We start from the raw sequence: 13966 nt of genomic DNA, 5'->3' as shown, positions 1-13966 counted from the left end.
TCGTGCCGATTCCGCTATCGATCCTCGATCTCGCGCCGATCAGCGCGGGGTCGACGGCTCAGCAGGCGTTGCGCAACACCATCGATCTGGCCCGGCACGCGGAAAGCTGGGGCTACCACCGGTATTGGCTGGCCGAACATCACTTCGTCAAGGTGGCCAGCTCCAGTTCCATCACGCTGATCGGGCTGGTGGCGGCCAACACCTCCCGCATCCGGGTGGGCTCGGCCGCCGTGCAGGTGGGGCATCACACGTCGGCGTCGATCGTGGAGGCGTTCGGCACCATCGACGCGCTGTATCCGGGACGGCTCGATCTGGGGATCGGGCGGTCCGGGCACCGGCGCACCCAGTTCGGTTCGGAACCGGTGCGGCCCAAGGGTTCCGAGCCTGTCGTCGCCTCGGCGACCGGGCGCACCGAGATCCGCGACGGCGTGGTGGTGCCGCCGCCGTTCGATCCCGGGCGCATCGTGGACCGCACGCGGTTCGTCGCCTCGCTGCACGCCTTGCAGCAGGAGGGCGCACTGCCGCTGGAGTTCCCCGATCAGGTGGACGAGATCCGCGAACTGCTCGCCGGGACGTATTCGACGCCCGACGGTGTTGCCCTGCAAGCGGTTCCGGGGCAGGGCGCGGACGTGGACCTGTGGGTGTTCGGCAGTTCCGCCGGGGAGAGCGCGGAAGTGGCCGGGCGACTGGGGCTTCCGTTCGCGGCGGCGTATCACACCGCGCCCGGCACGGCGCTGGACGCGCTGGACGCCTACCGCGCGGCGTTCCGTCCGTCCGAGCGGCTGGCGGAGCCGTACGTGGTGGTGTCAGCGGATGTCGTGGTGGCCGAGACGGATTCGCGGGCGGAATACCTCGCGTCGACCTACGGGCACTGGGTGTACAGCATCCGCAGCGGCGCCGGCGCGGCGGAGTTCCAGGCGCCGGATCAGGTGCAGCCCCTCACCCCCGACCAGCGCCGCCTGGTCGAGGACCGCCTCACCACCCAGTTCGTCGGCTCCCCCGCCACCGTCGCCGAACGCCTCTCGGCCCTGCGCCGCGTCACCGGAGCCGACGAACTCCTGGTCACCAGCGTGACCCACGACCACGCCGACCGCCTCGAATCCCACCGCCTGCTCGCCGAACACTGGGGCCTGCGCTCGGCCGAACGAGCCGCCTGAGGGGCCGGCGCGGACGCGAGGACTCAACTCGGTACGGCCGTCGCGTCGTGCCTCGGCAGGACCGTCACGCCGGTCCGATGCGGGTCGCCGGCGAACCGGTCCGGCTCACCCGAGGACCGACGGCGACACCGTGGTCGAGCCGGACCGGTTCCGGCTCGACCACCGCACCGATATTGATTCATCCGACGGCGCGCGTCCGGCCCGATCCAGCGCCGGACGTCGCATTGCGGAGCGGTGGGCCGGAAATCGTCCGGCACCGGAGCATTCGCCGCGCAGCCCGCGGCCGCTATTCCCCGATACCCGGCGGCACAACTGCGCGAAACATCCCACCTCGCCCGTGCATTCTCTTGTGCTCCCAGAACACGGGGTGCGGCGGCGACTCGACACGACCCGGGGCGGGTCCACCTCTTTACGGGATTCCCCGGAAACGCGAAACCGCCCCGAGACGCGGTGCGATCGGGGCGGTTTCCTCGCGATATGGCGAATTGCTATTTCGCCACGGCCTCTTTGTAGGCCTCGACGACTTCGGCGGCGATGCGGCCGCGGGTGGAGACCTCGATGCCGTTCTTGCGGGCCCAATCCCGGATGGCCTGGGTCTGTTCCCGATCCGACGCCGAACGGGACTGCGCCTTGCCGCGCGGGGCGCGACCGACCTTGCGGGCGTAGGGCGTCCACTGCTCGAACAGTCCGCGCAGTTCTCCCGCGTTGGCCGTCGACAGATCCATTTCGTAGCTCACCCCGTCGAGGGCGAACGAGACGGTTTCCTCGGCCTGGGACTTGCCGTCGAAGTCATCGACCAGTGTCACGATGACCTTGCGCGCCATAGACAGTTCCTCCGTAGGTGAGACGAATAAACAGGAAATTCGACCAGCGAGGCCCCATCGTAACCAGACGAGATCACGACCGAGCCACGGCCGCCACCGAATTGGCGCACGGGCCATTGCGCGCCGGGGGAACCGACGGGGATTTTCCGGCGGCGAGGCAGACTGGGGAGCATGGCCGACGACGACATCGTGGATATCTCCCTCAGCGCCGACGACCCGCAGTGGCTGGCCGGATTCACCAGAACGCTGGTCGAGGAGGGATTGGTCGCCTGCGGGAACATCGTGCCCGGGGTGCGCTCGATCTATCGGTGGGAGGGGCGGCTGTACGACGACGAACAGGCGGTGGTCGTGCTGCACACGCGGGCGAGCCTGGTGGCGGAGGTGATCGCGCGGGCCGACGCCGACCACCCCGACAAGACACCGCAGGTGCTGGCGGTGCCCGTGGTCGGCGCGCATCCGGGTTACCGGCAGTGGGTCCTGGACTCGACGAAGTCCCCGTGAACGCCGAACCGCCCCGATGCGGCCGGGGCGGTTCGGTGGTGGATCAGGCGCTGACCGGGGCGGCGCGCACGCCGTAGCCGAGGTTGGTGAGCACCTCGCTGGTGGCCTTCGCGAAATTCAGCGTGATGAAGTGCAGGCAGGGCGCGCCCTCCTCGATGAGCCGCTCGGCCATCTCGGTGGCGATCTCGATGCCCGCCGCGCGCACCGCGGCACGATTCTCCTCGGGACCGTCGCCCGCCGCGCGCCGCAGCCGCTCCAGCACGGCGGACGGCAGCGGACGCCCGCACAGCTCCTCCGCGCGCGCCACCGTGCGCAGCGAGGTGATCGGCATCAGCTCGGGGATGATCGGCTTGGCGCCCTCGACCGGGTCGAACGCCGCCACCCGGTCGCGCAACCGCAGGTAGTGCTCCACGTCGAAGAACATCTGCGTGATCGAATACTCCGCGCCCGCACGCAGTTTCGCGGTCAGGTAGGCGGTGTCGGTGTCCAGGTCGGGCGAGCGGTGATGGCCCTGCGGGAACGAGGCCACACCCACGTGGAAATCGCCCAGGTCCCGCACGATGCGCACCAGTTCCTCGGCGTACTCCACGCCCTGCGGATGCCGGTGCCACTCGCCGAGCGGATCGCCGGGCGGGTCACCGCGCAGCACCAGGATGTTGCGGATCCCGGAATCGGCGTACGCGCCGACCAGCGAGCGCAGCTCGGCCACGCTGTGCCCGACGGCGGTGAGGTGCGCGACCGGCAGCAGGGTGGTCTCCCGCGCCAGCTGACCCGTCACCCGCACGGTGCGGTCCTTGGTGGAGCCGCCCGCGCCGTAGGTCATCGACACGAACGCGGGATGCATGCGCTCGAACTCGCGGACGGCGCGCCACAGCCGCGCCTCCCCCGCCTCGTCGCGGGGCGGGTTGAACTCCACGGAGAACGGCACCGCCCGGCCCGCATGGACCCGCAAGCTCTGTACGACCGAAGGTGTTCCAGAGACGTTCGGTGGCGTCGGGGTCGGGCGCCCTGGGGCGGAGCGTCCCCGTACGGAATCGAAAGTCACCGATTCAGTGTAGTGGGCGGCCCGGAGGGCCCGGTCCGCTCGCCCGCCCGGATGCGGAGGTTGGCCGCCGGGCCGTTTCCGGCGGCGCGTATTCTTCGTTACGGCAGCACCATCGCCGCGACGGACCCGCGGCGCCGCCTCCGCTCGCCGCACAACACATCGCCGCGCCCGCCCGGCACGGCCCACAGACCCCCGTGACCCTGGAGGTTCCTCTGTCCGCCGGACCCGGTACCCCGACACGAACCCCGGCGTCGGCCGACGCACCGCCGTGGCCGCCGGTTCCCGGCACGCCCGGTTTCGCGACCGCCGTCGAGGGGGCGCTCACGGAGTTCTTCACCGCCGTCCGGCCCTCGGTCGCCCAGCTCGGTCCGGTGTTCGCCGAACCCGCCGACGCGCTGGAGACGTTCGTGCTGCGCGGCGGCAAGCGGACCAGGCCCGCGTTCGCGTGGACCGGCTGGCTGGGCGCGGGCGGCGACCCGGACGCCGCCGAGGCGGGCGCGGTGCTCACCGCCTGCGCGGCACTCGAACTGGTGCAGGCCTGCGCGCTGGTGCACGACGACATCATCGATTCCTCGCGCACCCGGCGCCGCTTCCCCACCGTGCACGTCGATTTCGAGGAGCGCCACCGCGCGCGCGGCTGGGCGGGCGACTCCGCCCACTTCGGCACCAGCGTCGCGATCCTGCTCGGCGATCTGGCCCTGGCCTGGGCCGACGACATGGTGCACGCCGCGGGCCTCGACCCCGCCGCACTCGGCCGCTTCGCCCCGGTGTGGGCGCTGATGCGCACCGAGGTGCTGGGCGGGCAGCTGCTCGACATCAGCGGCGAGGCGGGCGGCGACGAGTCCGTCGAGGCCGCGCTGCGCATCAACCGGTACAAGACCGCCGCCTACACCGTCGAACGCCCACTGCACCTGGGCGCCGCGCTCGCCGACGCGGACGAGGGCCTGATCGCGGCGTATCGCACCTTCGGCACCGACATCGGGATCGCCTTCCAGCTGCGTGACGATCTGCTGGGCGTGTTCGGCGATCCCGCGGTCACCGGCAAACCGTCCGGTGACGATCTGCGTGAGGGCAAGCGCACCGTGCTGGTGGCGGAGGCGCTGCGCCGGGCCGACGCGACCGATCCCGCCGCCGCGCGCCTGCTGCGCGACAGCGTCGGCACCGACCTGACCGACGAGGACGTCACGCGCCTGCGCGGCGTGCTCACCGAACTCGGCGCCGTGGGCGCGGTGGAGCGGCGCATCGCCGACCTCACCGAGCGCGCGCTCGCCGCCATGGATTCCAGCTCGGCCACCCCCGCCGCCAAGCAGCAGCTGCGCGGTATGGCTCTGGCCGCAACCAGGAGGACCGCATGAAAGCCGTTGTGGGACCAGCCGATCGCGTGATCGCCGTCGGCGCAGGACCGGCCCCGCGCAGCACATCCCGTCGACGCGGTAAATCCGCGCCGATCACCGAGCGCCGCATCATCATGGGTGCGGCGCTACCCACGCGGCGCGGGGTGCGGGTCCCCCGCTCCTGCTCCGCGCCGCGCGATCCGGAATCGCAGGACTGATCCCCGCCGGGACCGGCCGCGCGTCCACGCGCGGCCGTCCCTCTACCGACCGGCAGGTTCGCACTGAGGCCTGCGGTCTCGCCCGGCGCACGAATCGCGCGCCCTCGACCTCGGCCGGCGCTCAGGCCGGCGGGTCGACGAAGATGTCGTAGCCCAGATTCTCCGTCGGCCCGTACGCCGACAGGTCGGTGATGCCGTGGGCGGCGAGCACCTCGACATCGATGTGGCACTGACCGGTGGTGGTACCGGCTGGCCGCGACAGCAGCAGCACCGCCGCGTCGGCCACGATCTCGGGGCGGCGCGCGGTCGCGACGGCCTCGTCCCCGCCCAGCAGGTTCTGCACCGCGGCGGTCGCGATCAGCGTCTCCGGCCACAGGCAGTCCGCGGCGATGCCCTCCTCGGCGAACTCGGCCGCGACGCCCAGCGTCAGCAACGTCATGCCGTACTTGGCCAGCGTGTAGGCGGGGTGCGCGCCGAGCCACTGCGGCGAAAGGTTCAGCGGCGGGGAGAGCGAGAGCACCCGCGGATTCGGCGATTTCCGCAGGTAGGGCACGGCGGTGCGGGTCAGCAGGAAGGTGCCGCGCAGCTGGATCTGCTGCATCAGGTCGAATTTCTTCACGGCCAGCGTCTCGCTGCCGCCCAGGTCGATGGCGCTGGCGTTGTTCACCACGATGTCGATGCCGCCGAAGCGCTCGACGCCGCGCTCCACGGCGGTGCGCACGCTCTCCTCGTCGCGCACGTCGCCCACCACGGCCAGCGCCGACCCGCCCGCGGCCTCGATCTCCGCCGCAGCGGTGTGCACGGTGCCCGGCAATTTCGGGTGCGGCGCACCGGTTTTCGCGAGCAGGACCACGTTCGCGCCGTGTCGCGCGGCCGCCACCGCGATGGACAGACCGATCCCGCGACTGCCGCCCGACATGAGGATCGTGCGCCCGGCCAATTCCGAAGTGCTCACCCGACTCCGCCTTCCGTTGATTCAATCAATTATTTGTACTACTACTGTTTTGTAGAGACAACGATTTTGTCAAGTGCGCGGCGGGTTCGGCATGATGACCCGGACAACGGAGGTGACCGCTCGATGCCCGACGACCCGGTGCTCGTCCCTGGAACCACGGGCGGGCGCACCGTCTGCCTGCTGCTCAAGCTGGGACAGGTGGCGTTCCGCATCACCGAGGACCGGCTGCTCGCGCTCGGCCTGCGCATCCGCCACTACAGCGTGCTGCAGGCGCTGGCCGATCTGGGCGGCACGCCGCAGGCCGAGCTGGGCACCTACCTGCGCATCGACTCGGCCACCATGGTCGCCACCATCGACGATCTGGAGAAGCTCGGCTACGCCGCCCGCAGACGCGACCCCACCGACCGCAGGCGCTATATCGTCGAGGTGACCGAGGCGGGCACGGCGGCGCTCGGCACCATCGACGAGGCGCTGGCGAAGGCGCAGCAGGACGTGCTCGGCGAGCTGTCCGACGCCCGGACGGGCGAACTGCACGACGCGCTGCGCACGCTCAACGCGTCGACGGGGCTGGCGGCCCGGTACGACGCGGTGCGCGGCAAGCAGAGCTGATGGGAGCGCGGGCGAACCGGCCGCGCACGGCGAGGAGAGTGCGATGAAAACCGTTGCGGGACCGACGGATCGGGTGGTCGTCATCGGTGCCGGGCTGTCGGGGCTGGCCGCCGCGCTGTACCTGCGCGGCGCGGGACGCGAGGTCACCCTCGTGGAGCGCGCGGATCATCCGGGCGGCCGGGTCGGTGTGTATCGCGGGCCGGACTACGAGATCGACAACGGCGCAACGGTTCTCACACTGCCCGAACTGATCACCGACGCGCTCGCTGCCGTCGGCCGCACCCCGGAATCGCTGGCGAATCCGCTGCGGATCATCCAGCTCGCCCCCAGCTACCACGCGCGCTTCGCCGACGGCTCCGACATCCGCGTCTTCGCCGACCCCGACGCGATGGCCGAGGAGGTCACCCGCACCTGCGGTCCCGAGGAGGCGGCCCGCTACCGGCGGCTGCGGGACTGGCTTGCGCGGATCTACCGGGCCGAGTTCGGCGAGTTCATGGACACCAACTTCGACTCGCCGCTGGACATGGTGCGCCACCCCGCCAAACGCGCCGCGCTGCGGGACCTGGTGCGCCTGGGCGGATTCGGCAGGCTCGGCCCGCGCGTGGAACGGTTCCTGACCGACCGGCGGCTCTCGCGGCTGTTCACCTTCCAGGCGCTGTACGCGGGGGTCGCGCCCGCCGACGCGCTGGCCGTCTACGGGGCGATCCCGCACATGGACACCTCGCTGGGCGTGTACTTCCCCGAGGGCGGCATGCGCGCCGTCGCCGCCGCGATGGCCGAGGCGTTCACCGGCGCGGGCGGCGAACTGCTGCTGAACACCGAGGTCGTCGGCATCGAATACGAGGACCGGCGGGCCCGGCGGGTGCGCACGGCCGGTGGCGCGGCCCTCGCGTGCGACGCCGTGGTGCTCACCGCCGACCTCGGCTCGATCGAGCGCTTCGGCGGCCGGAACCGGCGCGGACTGCGGGCCGCACCCTCGGCGGTGGTGGCGCACGGCACCGTCCCCGCCGAGGTGGCCGCCGCCTGGCCCGTGCAGGCGCACCACACCATCGACTTCGGCGCGGCCTGGGCGTCCACGTTCGCCGAGATCGCCGCCCGTCCGCGTCGCGGCGGCCGGACCACGGCACACGGCAGGCTCATGAGCGACCCCTCGCTGCTGCTGACGCGGCCCGCGCTGACCGACCCCGGCCTGTTCATCGACCGCGCCGACGGCCGCCACGAACCGTTCTCGCTGCTGGCGCCGTGCCCGAATCTCGCGTCCGCGCCGCTGGATTGGGAGCCGCTGGCCCGGCCGTACCTGCGCGAACTGCTCGCGGTGCTGGAGGCGCGCGGCTACACCGGCATCGCGCGGCACTTCACCGTCGACCATCTCGACACCCCCGCCACCTGGCGCGCGCGGGGCATGATCGCGGGCACCCCGTTCTCGCTCGCCCATCTCTTCCGCCAGACCGGCCCGTTCCGCCCGCGAAATCTTCCCGGTTTCAGCGACAACGTGGTTATCGCAGGTTGCGGCACCACGCCCGGCGTCGGAGTGCCGACCGCCCTGCTGTCGGGGAAACTGGCGGCAAACCGTGTCACGGGGGTTGACAGCCGCGCTCGACGTGAACCGCCCGTACCAGCGGGCTAGTGTTCCGGAAGACCCATTAAACTGATCGCCGACCCATTCACTCGCGGTTGCGACCGCCGACCTTGCCGGGGGGACCGACACGACATGCATCCCCCCGAGACGAGCGCCGCAGTCACCCCGGCCCACAGCACCGCGCACGGTACCCGCCGCCCGGACGACCTCCGGTCCACCGGTGAGGGTCTGCTCACCCGGATGCAGCCGTACGCCGACTTCGCGCGCAGCCCCGAAGGCCACGCCGCGCTGCTCGGCTTCCTCGGCGCGCTGATGATCACCGTCGGCGGGCTCGGCGCGGGCAGCGTGCGCAAGCGCGATCCGCTGCTCGAGGCGCTGAACCTCTCCTGGCTGCGGTTCGGGCACGGCTACGCGCTGTCGACCATCGTGATCTGGATCGGCGTGCTGCTGATGATCACCGCGTGGGTCCGGCTCGGGCGCACCACGCTGGGACTCGGCAACCGGGCGGGCGCCGACGTCACGCCCAACGAACTGCGCGCGATCGTGGGCATCTGGGTCTTCCCGCTGCTGTTCGCGGTCCCGATGTTCAGCCGCGACGTGTACTCCTACCTGGCCCAAGGCGCGCTGCTGCGCGACGGCTTCGACCCCTACGTGGTGGGCCCGGTCGCCAATCCCGGTGTGCTGCTGGACAACGTGAGCCCGGTGTGGACCACCACCACCGCGCCCTACGGTCCGGCCTTCCTGCTGCTCGGCCGCGCCATCACCGAGATCACCGGCGACAACGTGGTGGCGGGCACCATCGCCATGCGCCTGGTGATGCTGCCCGGCCTGGCGCTCATGCTGTGGGCCGTGCCGTACCTGACCAAGCACCTGGGCGGCAAGCCCACCGTGGCGCTGTGGCTGGCGGTGCTGAACCCGCTGGTGCTGATCCACCTCATCGGCGGCGTGCACAACGAACTGCTGATGGTCGGCCTGATGTGCGCGGGCATCGCGCTGGTGCTGGAGCGTCACCACGTCGCGGGCATCGTGGTGGTGGCGATCGGCGTGGCCATCAAGGCGACGGCGGGGATCGCGCTGCCGTTCCTGGTGTGGATCTGGATGCTGCACGAGCGCGAACGCCGCGCCGCCCAGCGCGCGGCGGTGGACCCCGAGGCCACGGCCGAACCAGGACAGCCCGACGCCGCCAAGGCGGGGCCGGACATGCCGCACCCGGCGGCCACGTTCGCCAAGATCGCGGGCCTGGGCCTGAGCGTGTTCGCCGCGGTGTTCGTGGCGGCCTCGGCGCTGGCGGGCGTCGGCATCGGCTGGCTGACCGCGCTGTCGGGCTCCAAGAAGATCATCAACTGGCTGTCGCTGCCGACGATCATGGCGCACGCCACCACGTGGATCACCCCGCTGCGCCAGGATCCCGTCCTGGACGTGACGCGGGCGCTGTGCGCGCTGGCGCTGGTGGTGGTGCTGGTGTGGACGTGGTGGCGCTTCCGGCACAGCGAGCGCGAGGCGGTGCTCGGCATCATCATCGCGTTCGTCGCGATCATCATCCTGTCCCCCGCCGCGCTGCCCTGGTACTACTCGTGGCCGCTGGCGCTGGCCGCCGGGTTCGCGCTGTCCACGACGACGCTGATGGTGCTGGTCGGGTTGTGTACCTGGCTGATGCTGGTGTTCCAGCCCGACGGCTCGATCGGGCTGTACAACTTCTGGCACGTGGCGGCGGCGACGTTCGCCGCGGTGGTGGCGGCGCTGTCGCTGCGCAAGGTGGACCCGCTGCGGCTGCGGGCCACCCAGCCCGCCGAGGCCCCACCCTCGGCGCAACCGGCCCAGCCCGCGAGCCCGTGAGCACCGGCGCGGACCTGGCCCCGGCCTACCGCACCTGCCGCGCGATCGCCGCCGCCCACGGGCGCACCTACTTCCTGGCCACCCGCCTGCTCACCGCCGAACGCAGGCCGGCCGTGCACGCGCTGTACGCGTTCGCGCGTGTCGTGGACGACATCGTGGACGGGCCGAGCGGCGGTTCGCCGGGACTCGTCCCCGAGGTGAGCGATCCGTCGGACGACATGGGTGGCACCGACGGCCCGCCGCACGACCATCGCCCGCCGAGCGGACCCCGAACGCCGACGGCCAACGGTGCGCCCGGACGGCCGGAGCGCTCTGCCTCCGACGTAACCCGCTGGGCCGCACAACCTCCCACACCCGCCGACGAGCTCGACCACCTCGAGGTGCGCCTGCGGGCCGTGCTCGACGGCAACCCGGGCGCAGTGGACGGCCTCCCCGCCCACCGGGCCCACGTGCTGGCCGCCACCGGGGACACCATCCGGCGCTACGACATCGACCACGCCCACTTCTGGACGTTCCTGGACTCCATGCGGATGGATGTGCCGGGCACGCCGCTGTTCCGCGACCGCTACGCCGATATGGGCGAACTGCGCGAGTACATGCGCGGATCGGCAGCCGCCATCGGCCTGCAAGTCCTGCCGATCCTGGGGACCGTCACCCCGCGCGCCGAGGCCGAACCGGCCGCCGCCGCCCTGGGCGAGGCGTTCCAGCTCACCAATTTCCTGCGCGACGTCGCCGAGGATCTGGACCGGGGCCGGATCTACCTGCCCGCCGACGAACTGGCAGCCTTCGGCGTGGACGCCGACCTGCTGGCCCGCTGCCGCCGCACGGGACGGACCGACCCCCGCGTGCGGCGCGCGCTGGCCCACCTCATCGCCGTCAACCGCGACCTGTACCGCCTTGCCGACCCCGGCATCGACCTGCTGACCCCGCGCGTGCGCCCGGCCATCCGCGCCGCGAGCACGCTCTACGCGGCCATCCTGACCCGCATCGAGGAGTCCGGCTACGCCGTCTTCCAGGCGCGCGCGGTGGTCCCCCGACGGCACAGGCTCGCCGTCGCGGGCTCGCACCTCGTCACGAGCCTGATCCGCCGGGACTGACCGGCTACCCGACCAGCGGCTCCGCGACCGCCCGCATCACCAGAAAGCGATCGGCCCGCTGGCGAGCAACAGGTAGATCCACGCCATGGAGACACCCGGAGCGTGCTCAGGCCGGGATTGCGTGACTCGATCGGAATTCCAGAGGTGGGAGCCGGCAAGTATGCCCGGTTTCAGAACGGGTCCGCGGCCGCGCGGCGGACGACCTCGCGCGCCAGCGGCCCGTGCAGCGCGTCCACCGGCTTGCCCGGCAGCGAATCGTCGTCGGTGAAGATCCACTCCAGGATCTCCTCGTCGGTGTACTTCGAGTCCCGCATGACCGTGATCAGGCCGGGCAGCGGTTTGACCACCGCGCCGGTGGAGTCGAAGAAGACCTCGGGGACGCCCGCGACGCCGTCGCGGCGCACGGCGAGAAGCTGATGGTCGCGCAACATCTGGTGAACCCTGGTGACGACGATCCCGAGCCGATCGGCCACCTCGGGCAACGACAGCAGTTTCACCGACGCCGGAAGGACATCCTCGCTGCAAGGAAAGGCACTCACGCGCACAACGGTAGACCCTGCCGCGGCACGCGTCGTGTCACACCCGGCCGAGGGCGCGGTTCGCGGCACCGGCACGGCTACGATCGTGGGTGGCCGCACGGGGCGGCCGGTCGCTGTTCGCGTACGGAGCGAGGGGTGAGCACTTTGTGAAAGCCGGAGGACATCACTTGATCGGGCAGATGTTGGAGGGGCGCTACCGGATCGACGCGCCCATTGCTCGGGGCGGGATGTCGATGGTCTTCCGTGGCGTCGACATCCGCTTGGACCGCCCGGTCGCCATCAAGGTGATGGATCCCAAGTTCGCGAGCGATCCCCAGTTCCTCTCGCGCTTCGAGTTCGAGGCCCGCGCCGTCGCCAAGCTCAAGCACCAGTCCCTGGTCGCGGTGTACGACCAGGGCGTGGACGGTGACCACCCGTTCCTCATCATGGAGCTCGTCGAGGGCGGCACGCTGCGCGAACTGCTGCGCGAACGCGGCCCGATGCCGCCACACGCGGTGTACGCGGTCGCCGAACCGGTGCTCTCGGCTATCGGGGTCGCGCACGCGGCCGGGCTGGTGCACCGCGATGTGAAGCCCGAGAACGTGCTCATCTCCGACTCCGGCGAGGTGAAGATCGCCGACTTCGGCCTGGTGCGCGCGGTCGCCGCCGCCAACACCACCTCGGCCAGCGTCATCCTCGGCACCGCCGCCTACCTCTCCCCCGAGCAGGTCACCAGCGGCACCGCCGACTCGCGCAGCGACGTGTACGCCTTCGGCGTGCTGATCTTCGAATTGCTCACCGGCCGTGTGCCGTTCACCGGCGACACCTCGCTGTCGGTGGCGTACCAGCGCATCGAGAACGACGTGCCGAGCCCCGGTCAGTTCATCGCGGGCGTGCCGCCGGAGTTCGACGCGCTGGTCGCCCGCGCCACCGCGCGCGAACCCTCGCACCGGTTCGCCGACGCCGGCGAGATGGCCGCCGAACTGCGCGCCATCGCGGGCGCGCTGAATCTGCCGCCCTACCGGGTGCCCGCGCCGAAGGATTCCGCCGAGCACCTCAGCGCGGCCTTCCGCCCGGTCGCCACGCCGCAGGCCGCGCACGCGCCGCAACCGCACACCCCGCCGCCGCGCCAGCACACGAAAGTGGTCACCGCGCCGCAGCAGCGCAGCGAGTACGGGCCGGCCGACTACCACCAACCCCCACCGCCGCCGCGCGACGTGCAACCCGTCGGGTCGCACCAGCCCGCGCCGCCGTTCGGCGCCGATCGGCAGCGCTCCCGGCGCACCACCCTGATCTGGGTGGCGATCGTCGCCGTCCTCACGCTGCTCTTCGGCATCGGCGGCTGGTGGCTGGGTGTAGGGCGCTACGAATCGGTCCCCGATATCGCCGGGCTCAACACCGAACAGGCGCTGGCCAAGCTCGAGCAGGCCGGTTTCGACACCGACACCAGGCAGAAGGCCTCCGACGTGATCCCCGTCGGCAACGTGGTCGGCAGCGACCCGCCGGCCGGGTCCAAGGTCACCAAGGGCTCGACCGTCGAGGTGCTGGTGTCCAGCGGCAAGCCGCGCGTCCCCGAGCTGCGGCCCGGCGCGGACATCGACGAGGTCAACCAGCTGATCAGGGACGCGGGCCTGCAACCGGTCGACGCGGGCGAGGTGGGCAGCACCGCCGCGGAGGGCTCCTTCGCGAAGGCCGACCCGGCGCCCGGCACCGTGCTGCCCATGGGCGCGCAGGTGAAGGTCTACCGCAGCAACGGCGCCCAGCCGGTCAAGGTGCCGGATGTGCGCGGCAAGACCGTCGAGGAGGCCACCGCGATACTCACCGCCGCCGGTATCGCCGTGAGCGGCACCAGGCCCGAATTCGACCGCGCCATCCAGACCGACCAGGTGATCGGCACCGACCCGGCCGCGGGCGTCCTGGTCGACGCGGGCAACGGGGTGACGCTCATCGTGTCCAACGCCATCCGCATCCCGAACGTGATCGGCCAGGACGTCGAGGAGGCCCGCACGGCGTTGCAGGAGCTCGGCCTGCGGGTGACGGTGAACCAGATCCTCTCCAACCCCAACGGGTCCATCATCGGCCAGAGCCCCGCCGTGGGCACCCTGGTCGAGTCCGGCAGCGTGGTGACGCTGACGGCCCTGCCGTTCTGATCGAGGTCGGCCACCCGCTGACACCCCTGGTGAGTTCGGCACTGCCGCGGCGGACCGCGCGCGGAGAGCCGATCCGAGAGGCCCCCGAACGACGCGAGCGGGGCGATCTTTCGATCGCCCCGCTCGTCGCTGTTTCACGGCCC

The 13966-nt window shown here is 71.7% G+C and carries 13 protein-coding genes; 9 read left to right on the top strand and 4 right to left on the bottom strand.

The genetic code is table 11. The features are described from left to right. Window positions 1-2 precede the first annotated feature (2 nt). Window positions 3-1157, top strand: a complete 1155-nt coding sequence (locus OHB21_RS23835) for an LLM class flavin-dependent oxidoreductase (RefSeq protein WP_067511090.1) — start codon at window positions 3-5, stop codon at window positions 1155-1157. A 488-nt stretch (window positions 1158-1645) separates the two neighbouring features. Here OHB21_RS23835 and OHB21_RS23830 read toward each other — a convergent pair whose 3' ends face one another. Further along, complete coding sequence (locus OHB21_RS23830) at window positions 1646-1981, bottom strand: histone-like nucleoid-structuring protein Lsr2 (protein WP_067511091.1); 336 nt, start codon at window positions 1979-1981, stop codon at window positions 1646-1648. A 171-nt stretch (window positions 1982-2152) separates the two neighbouring features. On the opposite strand from OHB21_RS23830, the gene cutA reads away from it, so the two are divergent. After that, on the top strand, window positions 2153-2482 hold the full coding sequence (gene cutA, locus OHB21_RS23825; protein ID WP_195126014.1) for a divalent-cation tolerance protein CutA: 330 nt from the start codon (window positions 2153-2155) through the stop codon (window positions 2480-2482). 43 nt (window positions 2483-2525) lie between these two features. On the opposite strand, the gene OHB21_RS23820 is transcribed toward cutA, so the two are convergent. Then, entirely contained in the window at window positions 2526-3527 is a 1002-nt protein-coding gene (locus OHB21_RS23820; protein WP_084537869.1) for a methylenetetrahydrofolate reductase, read from the bottom strand. Between the two features lie 200 nt (window positions 3528-3727). On the opposite strand from OHB21_RS23820, the gene OHB21_RS23815 reads away from it, so the two are divergent. Both OHB21_RS23815 and OHB21_RS23810 read left to right on the top strand, forming a co-directional pair. Next, complete coding sequence (locus tag OHB21_RS23815; RefSeq protein WP_067511140.1) at window positions 3728-4882, top strand: polyprenyl synthetase family protein; 1155 nt, start codon at window positions 3728-3730, stop codon at window positions 4880-4882. Beyond that, on the top strand, window positions 4879-5079 hold the full coding sequence (locus OHB21_RS23810; RefSeq protein WP_147265847.1) for a hypothetical protein: 201 nt from the start codon (window positions 4879-4881) through the stop codon (window positions 5077-5079). The genes OHB21_RS23815 and OHB21_RS23810 overlap by 4 nt, the downstream gene beginning before the upstream one ends. A 121-nt stretch (window positions 5080-5200) precedes the next feature. Here the strand turns inward: OHB21_RS23810 and OHB21_RS23805 are convergent, their stop codons facing one another. Then, window positions 5201-6034, bottom strand: a complete 834-nt coding sequence (locus OHB21_RS23805) for an SDR family oxidoreductase (protein ID WP_067511094.1) — start codon at window positions 6032-6034, stop codon at window positions 5201-5203. Window positions 6035-6157: 123 nt separating this feature from the next. On the opposite strand from OHB21_RS23805, the gene OHB21_RS23800 reads away from it, so the two are divergent. From OHB21_RS23800 to OHB21_RS23785, 4 genes are all read left to right on the top strand, one after another. Beyond that, window positions 6158-6643 carry a MarR family winged helix-turn-helix transcriptional regulator gene (locus OHB21_RS23800; RefSeq protein WP_067511095.1) on the top strand — a complete coding sequence of 162 codons (486 nt, stop codon included), beginning with the start codon at window positions 6158-6160 and terminating at the stop codon, window positions 6641-6643. A 43-nt stretch (window positions 6644-6686) separates the two neighbouring features. Continuing rightward, entirely contained in the window at window positions 6687-8270 is a 1584-nt protein-coding gene (crtI, locus tag OHB21_RS23795; RefSeq protein ID WP_195126015.1) for a phytoene desaturase family protein, read from the top strand. Window positions 8271-8462: 192 nt separating this feature from the next. Further along, a complete protein-coding gene (locus OHB21_RS23790; RefSeq protein ID WP_228791606.1) occupies window positions 8463-10058 on the top strand; it encodes an alpha-(1->6)-mannopyranosyltransferase A in 1596 nt (531 codons plus the stop codon). Then, a complete protein-coding gene (locus OHB21_RS23785) occupies window positions 10055-11155 on the top strand; it encodes a phytoene/squalene synthase family protein (RefSeq protein WP_195126016.1) in 1101 nt (366 codons plus the stop codon). The genes OHB21_RS23790 and OHB21_RS23785 overlap by 4 nt, the downstream gene beginning before the upstream one ends. A 170-nt stretch (window positions 11156-11325) precedes the next feature. Here OHB21_RS23785 and OHB21_RS23780 read toward each other — a convergent pair whose 3' ends face one another. After that, window positions 11326-11694: an Rv2175c family DNA-binding protein gene (locus OHB21_RS23780; protein WP_067511141.1), complete on the bottom strand. Its 369-nt coding sequence runs from the start codon at window positions 11692-11694 to the stop codon at window positions 11326-11328. 167 nt (window positions 11695-11861) lie between these two features. Between OHB21_RS23780 and pknB the strand changes: the two genes are divergently transcribed. After that, on the top strand, window positions 11862-13823 hold the full coding sequence (pknB, locus tag OHB21_RS23775; RefSeq protein ID WP_198161790.1) for a Stk1 family PASTA domain-containing Ser/Thr kinase: 1962 nt from the start codon (window positions 11862-11864) through the stop codon (window positions 13821-13823). Window positions 13824-13966: the final 143 nt, after the last annotated feature.

It is taken from the genome of Nocardia puris, assembly GCF_036051655.1.
In the GTDB taxonomy this organism is placed as follows: Bacteria; Actinomycetota; Actinomycetes; order Mycobacteriales; family Mycobacteriaceae; genus Nocardia; species Nocardia puris.
The sequence above is the reverse complement of the archived record's forward strand: the minus strand, read 5'-3'. Positions and strand labels throughout refer to the sequence as shown.

Bases quoted from the DNA above. Each gene is read 5' to 3' on its own strand.
- OHB21_RS23830 (WP_067511091.1), bottom strand. From the start codon at position 1,981: ATGGCGCGCAAGGTCATCGTGACACTGGTCGATGACTTCGACGGCAAG.
- crtI (WP_195126015.1), top strand. From the start codon at position 6,687: ATGAAAACCGTTGCGGGACCGACGGATCGGGTGGTCGTCATCGGTGCC.
- cutA (WP_195126014.1), top strand. From the start codon at position 2,153: ATGGCCGACGACGACATCGTGGATATCTCCCTCAGCGCCGACGACCCG.
- OHB21_RS23800 (WP_067511095.1), top strand. From the start codon at position 6,158: ATGCCCGACGACCCGGTGCTCGTCCCTGGAACCACGGGCGGGCGCACC.
- OHB21_RS23790 (WP_228791606.1), top strand. From the start codon at position 8,463: ATGCAGCCGTACGCCGACTTCGCGCGCAGCCCCGAAGGCCACGCCGCG.
- OHB21_RS23810 (WP_147265847.1), top strand. From the start codon at position 4,879: ATGAAAGCCGTTGTGGGACCAGCCGATCGCGTGATCGCCGTCGGCGCA.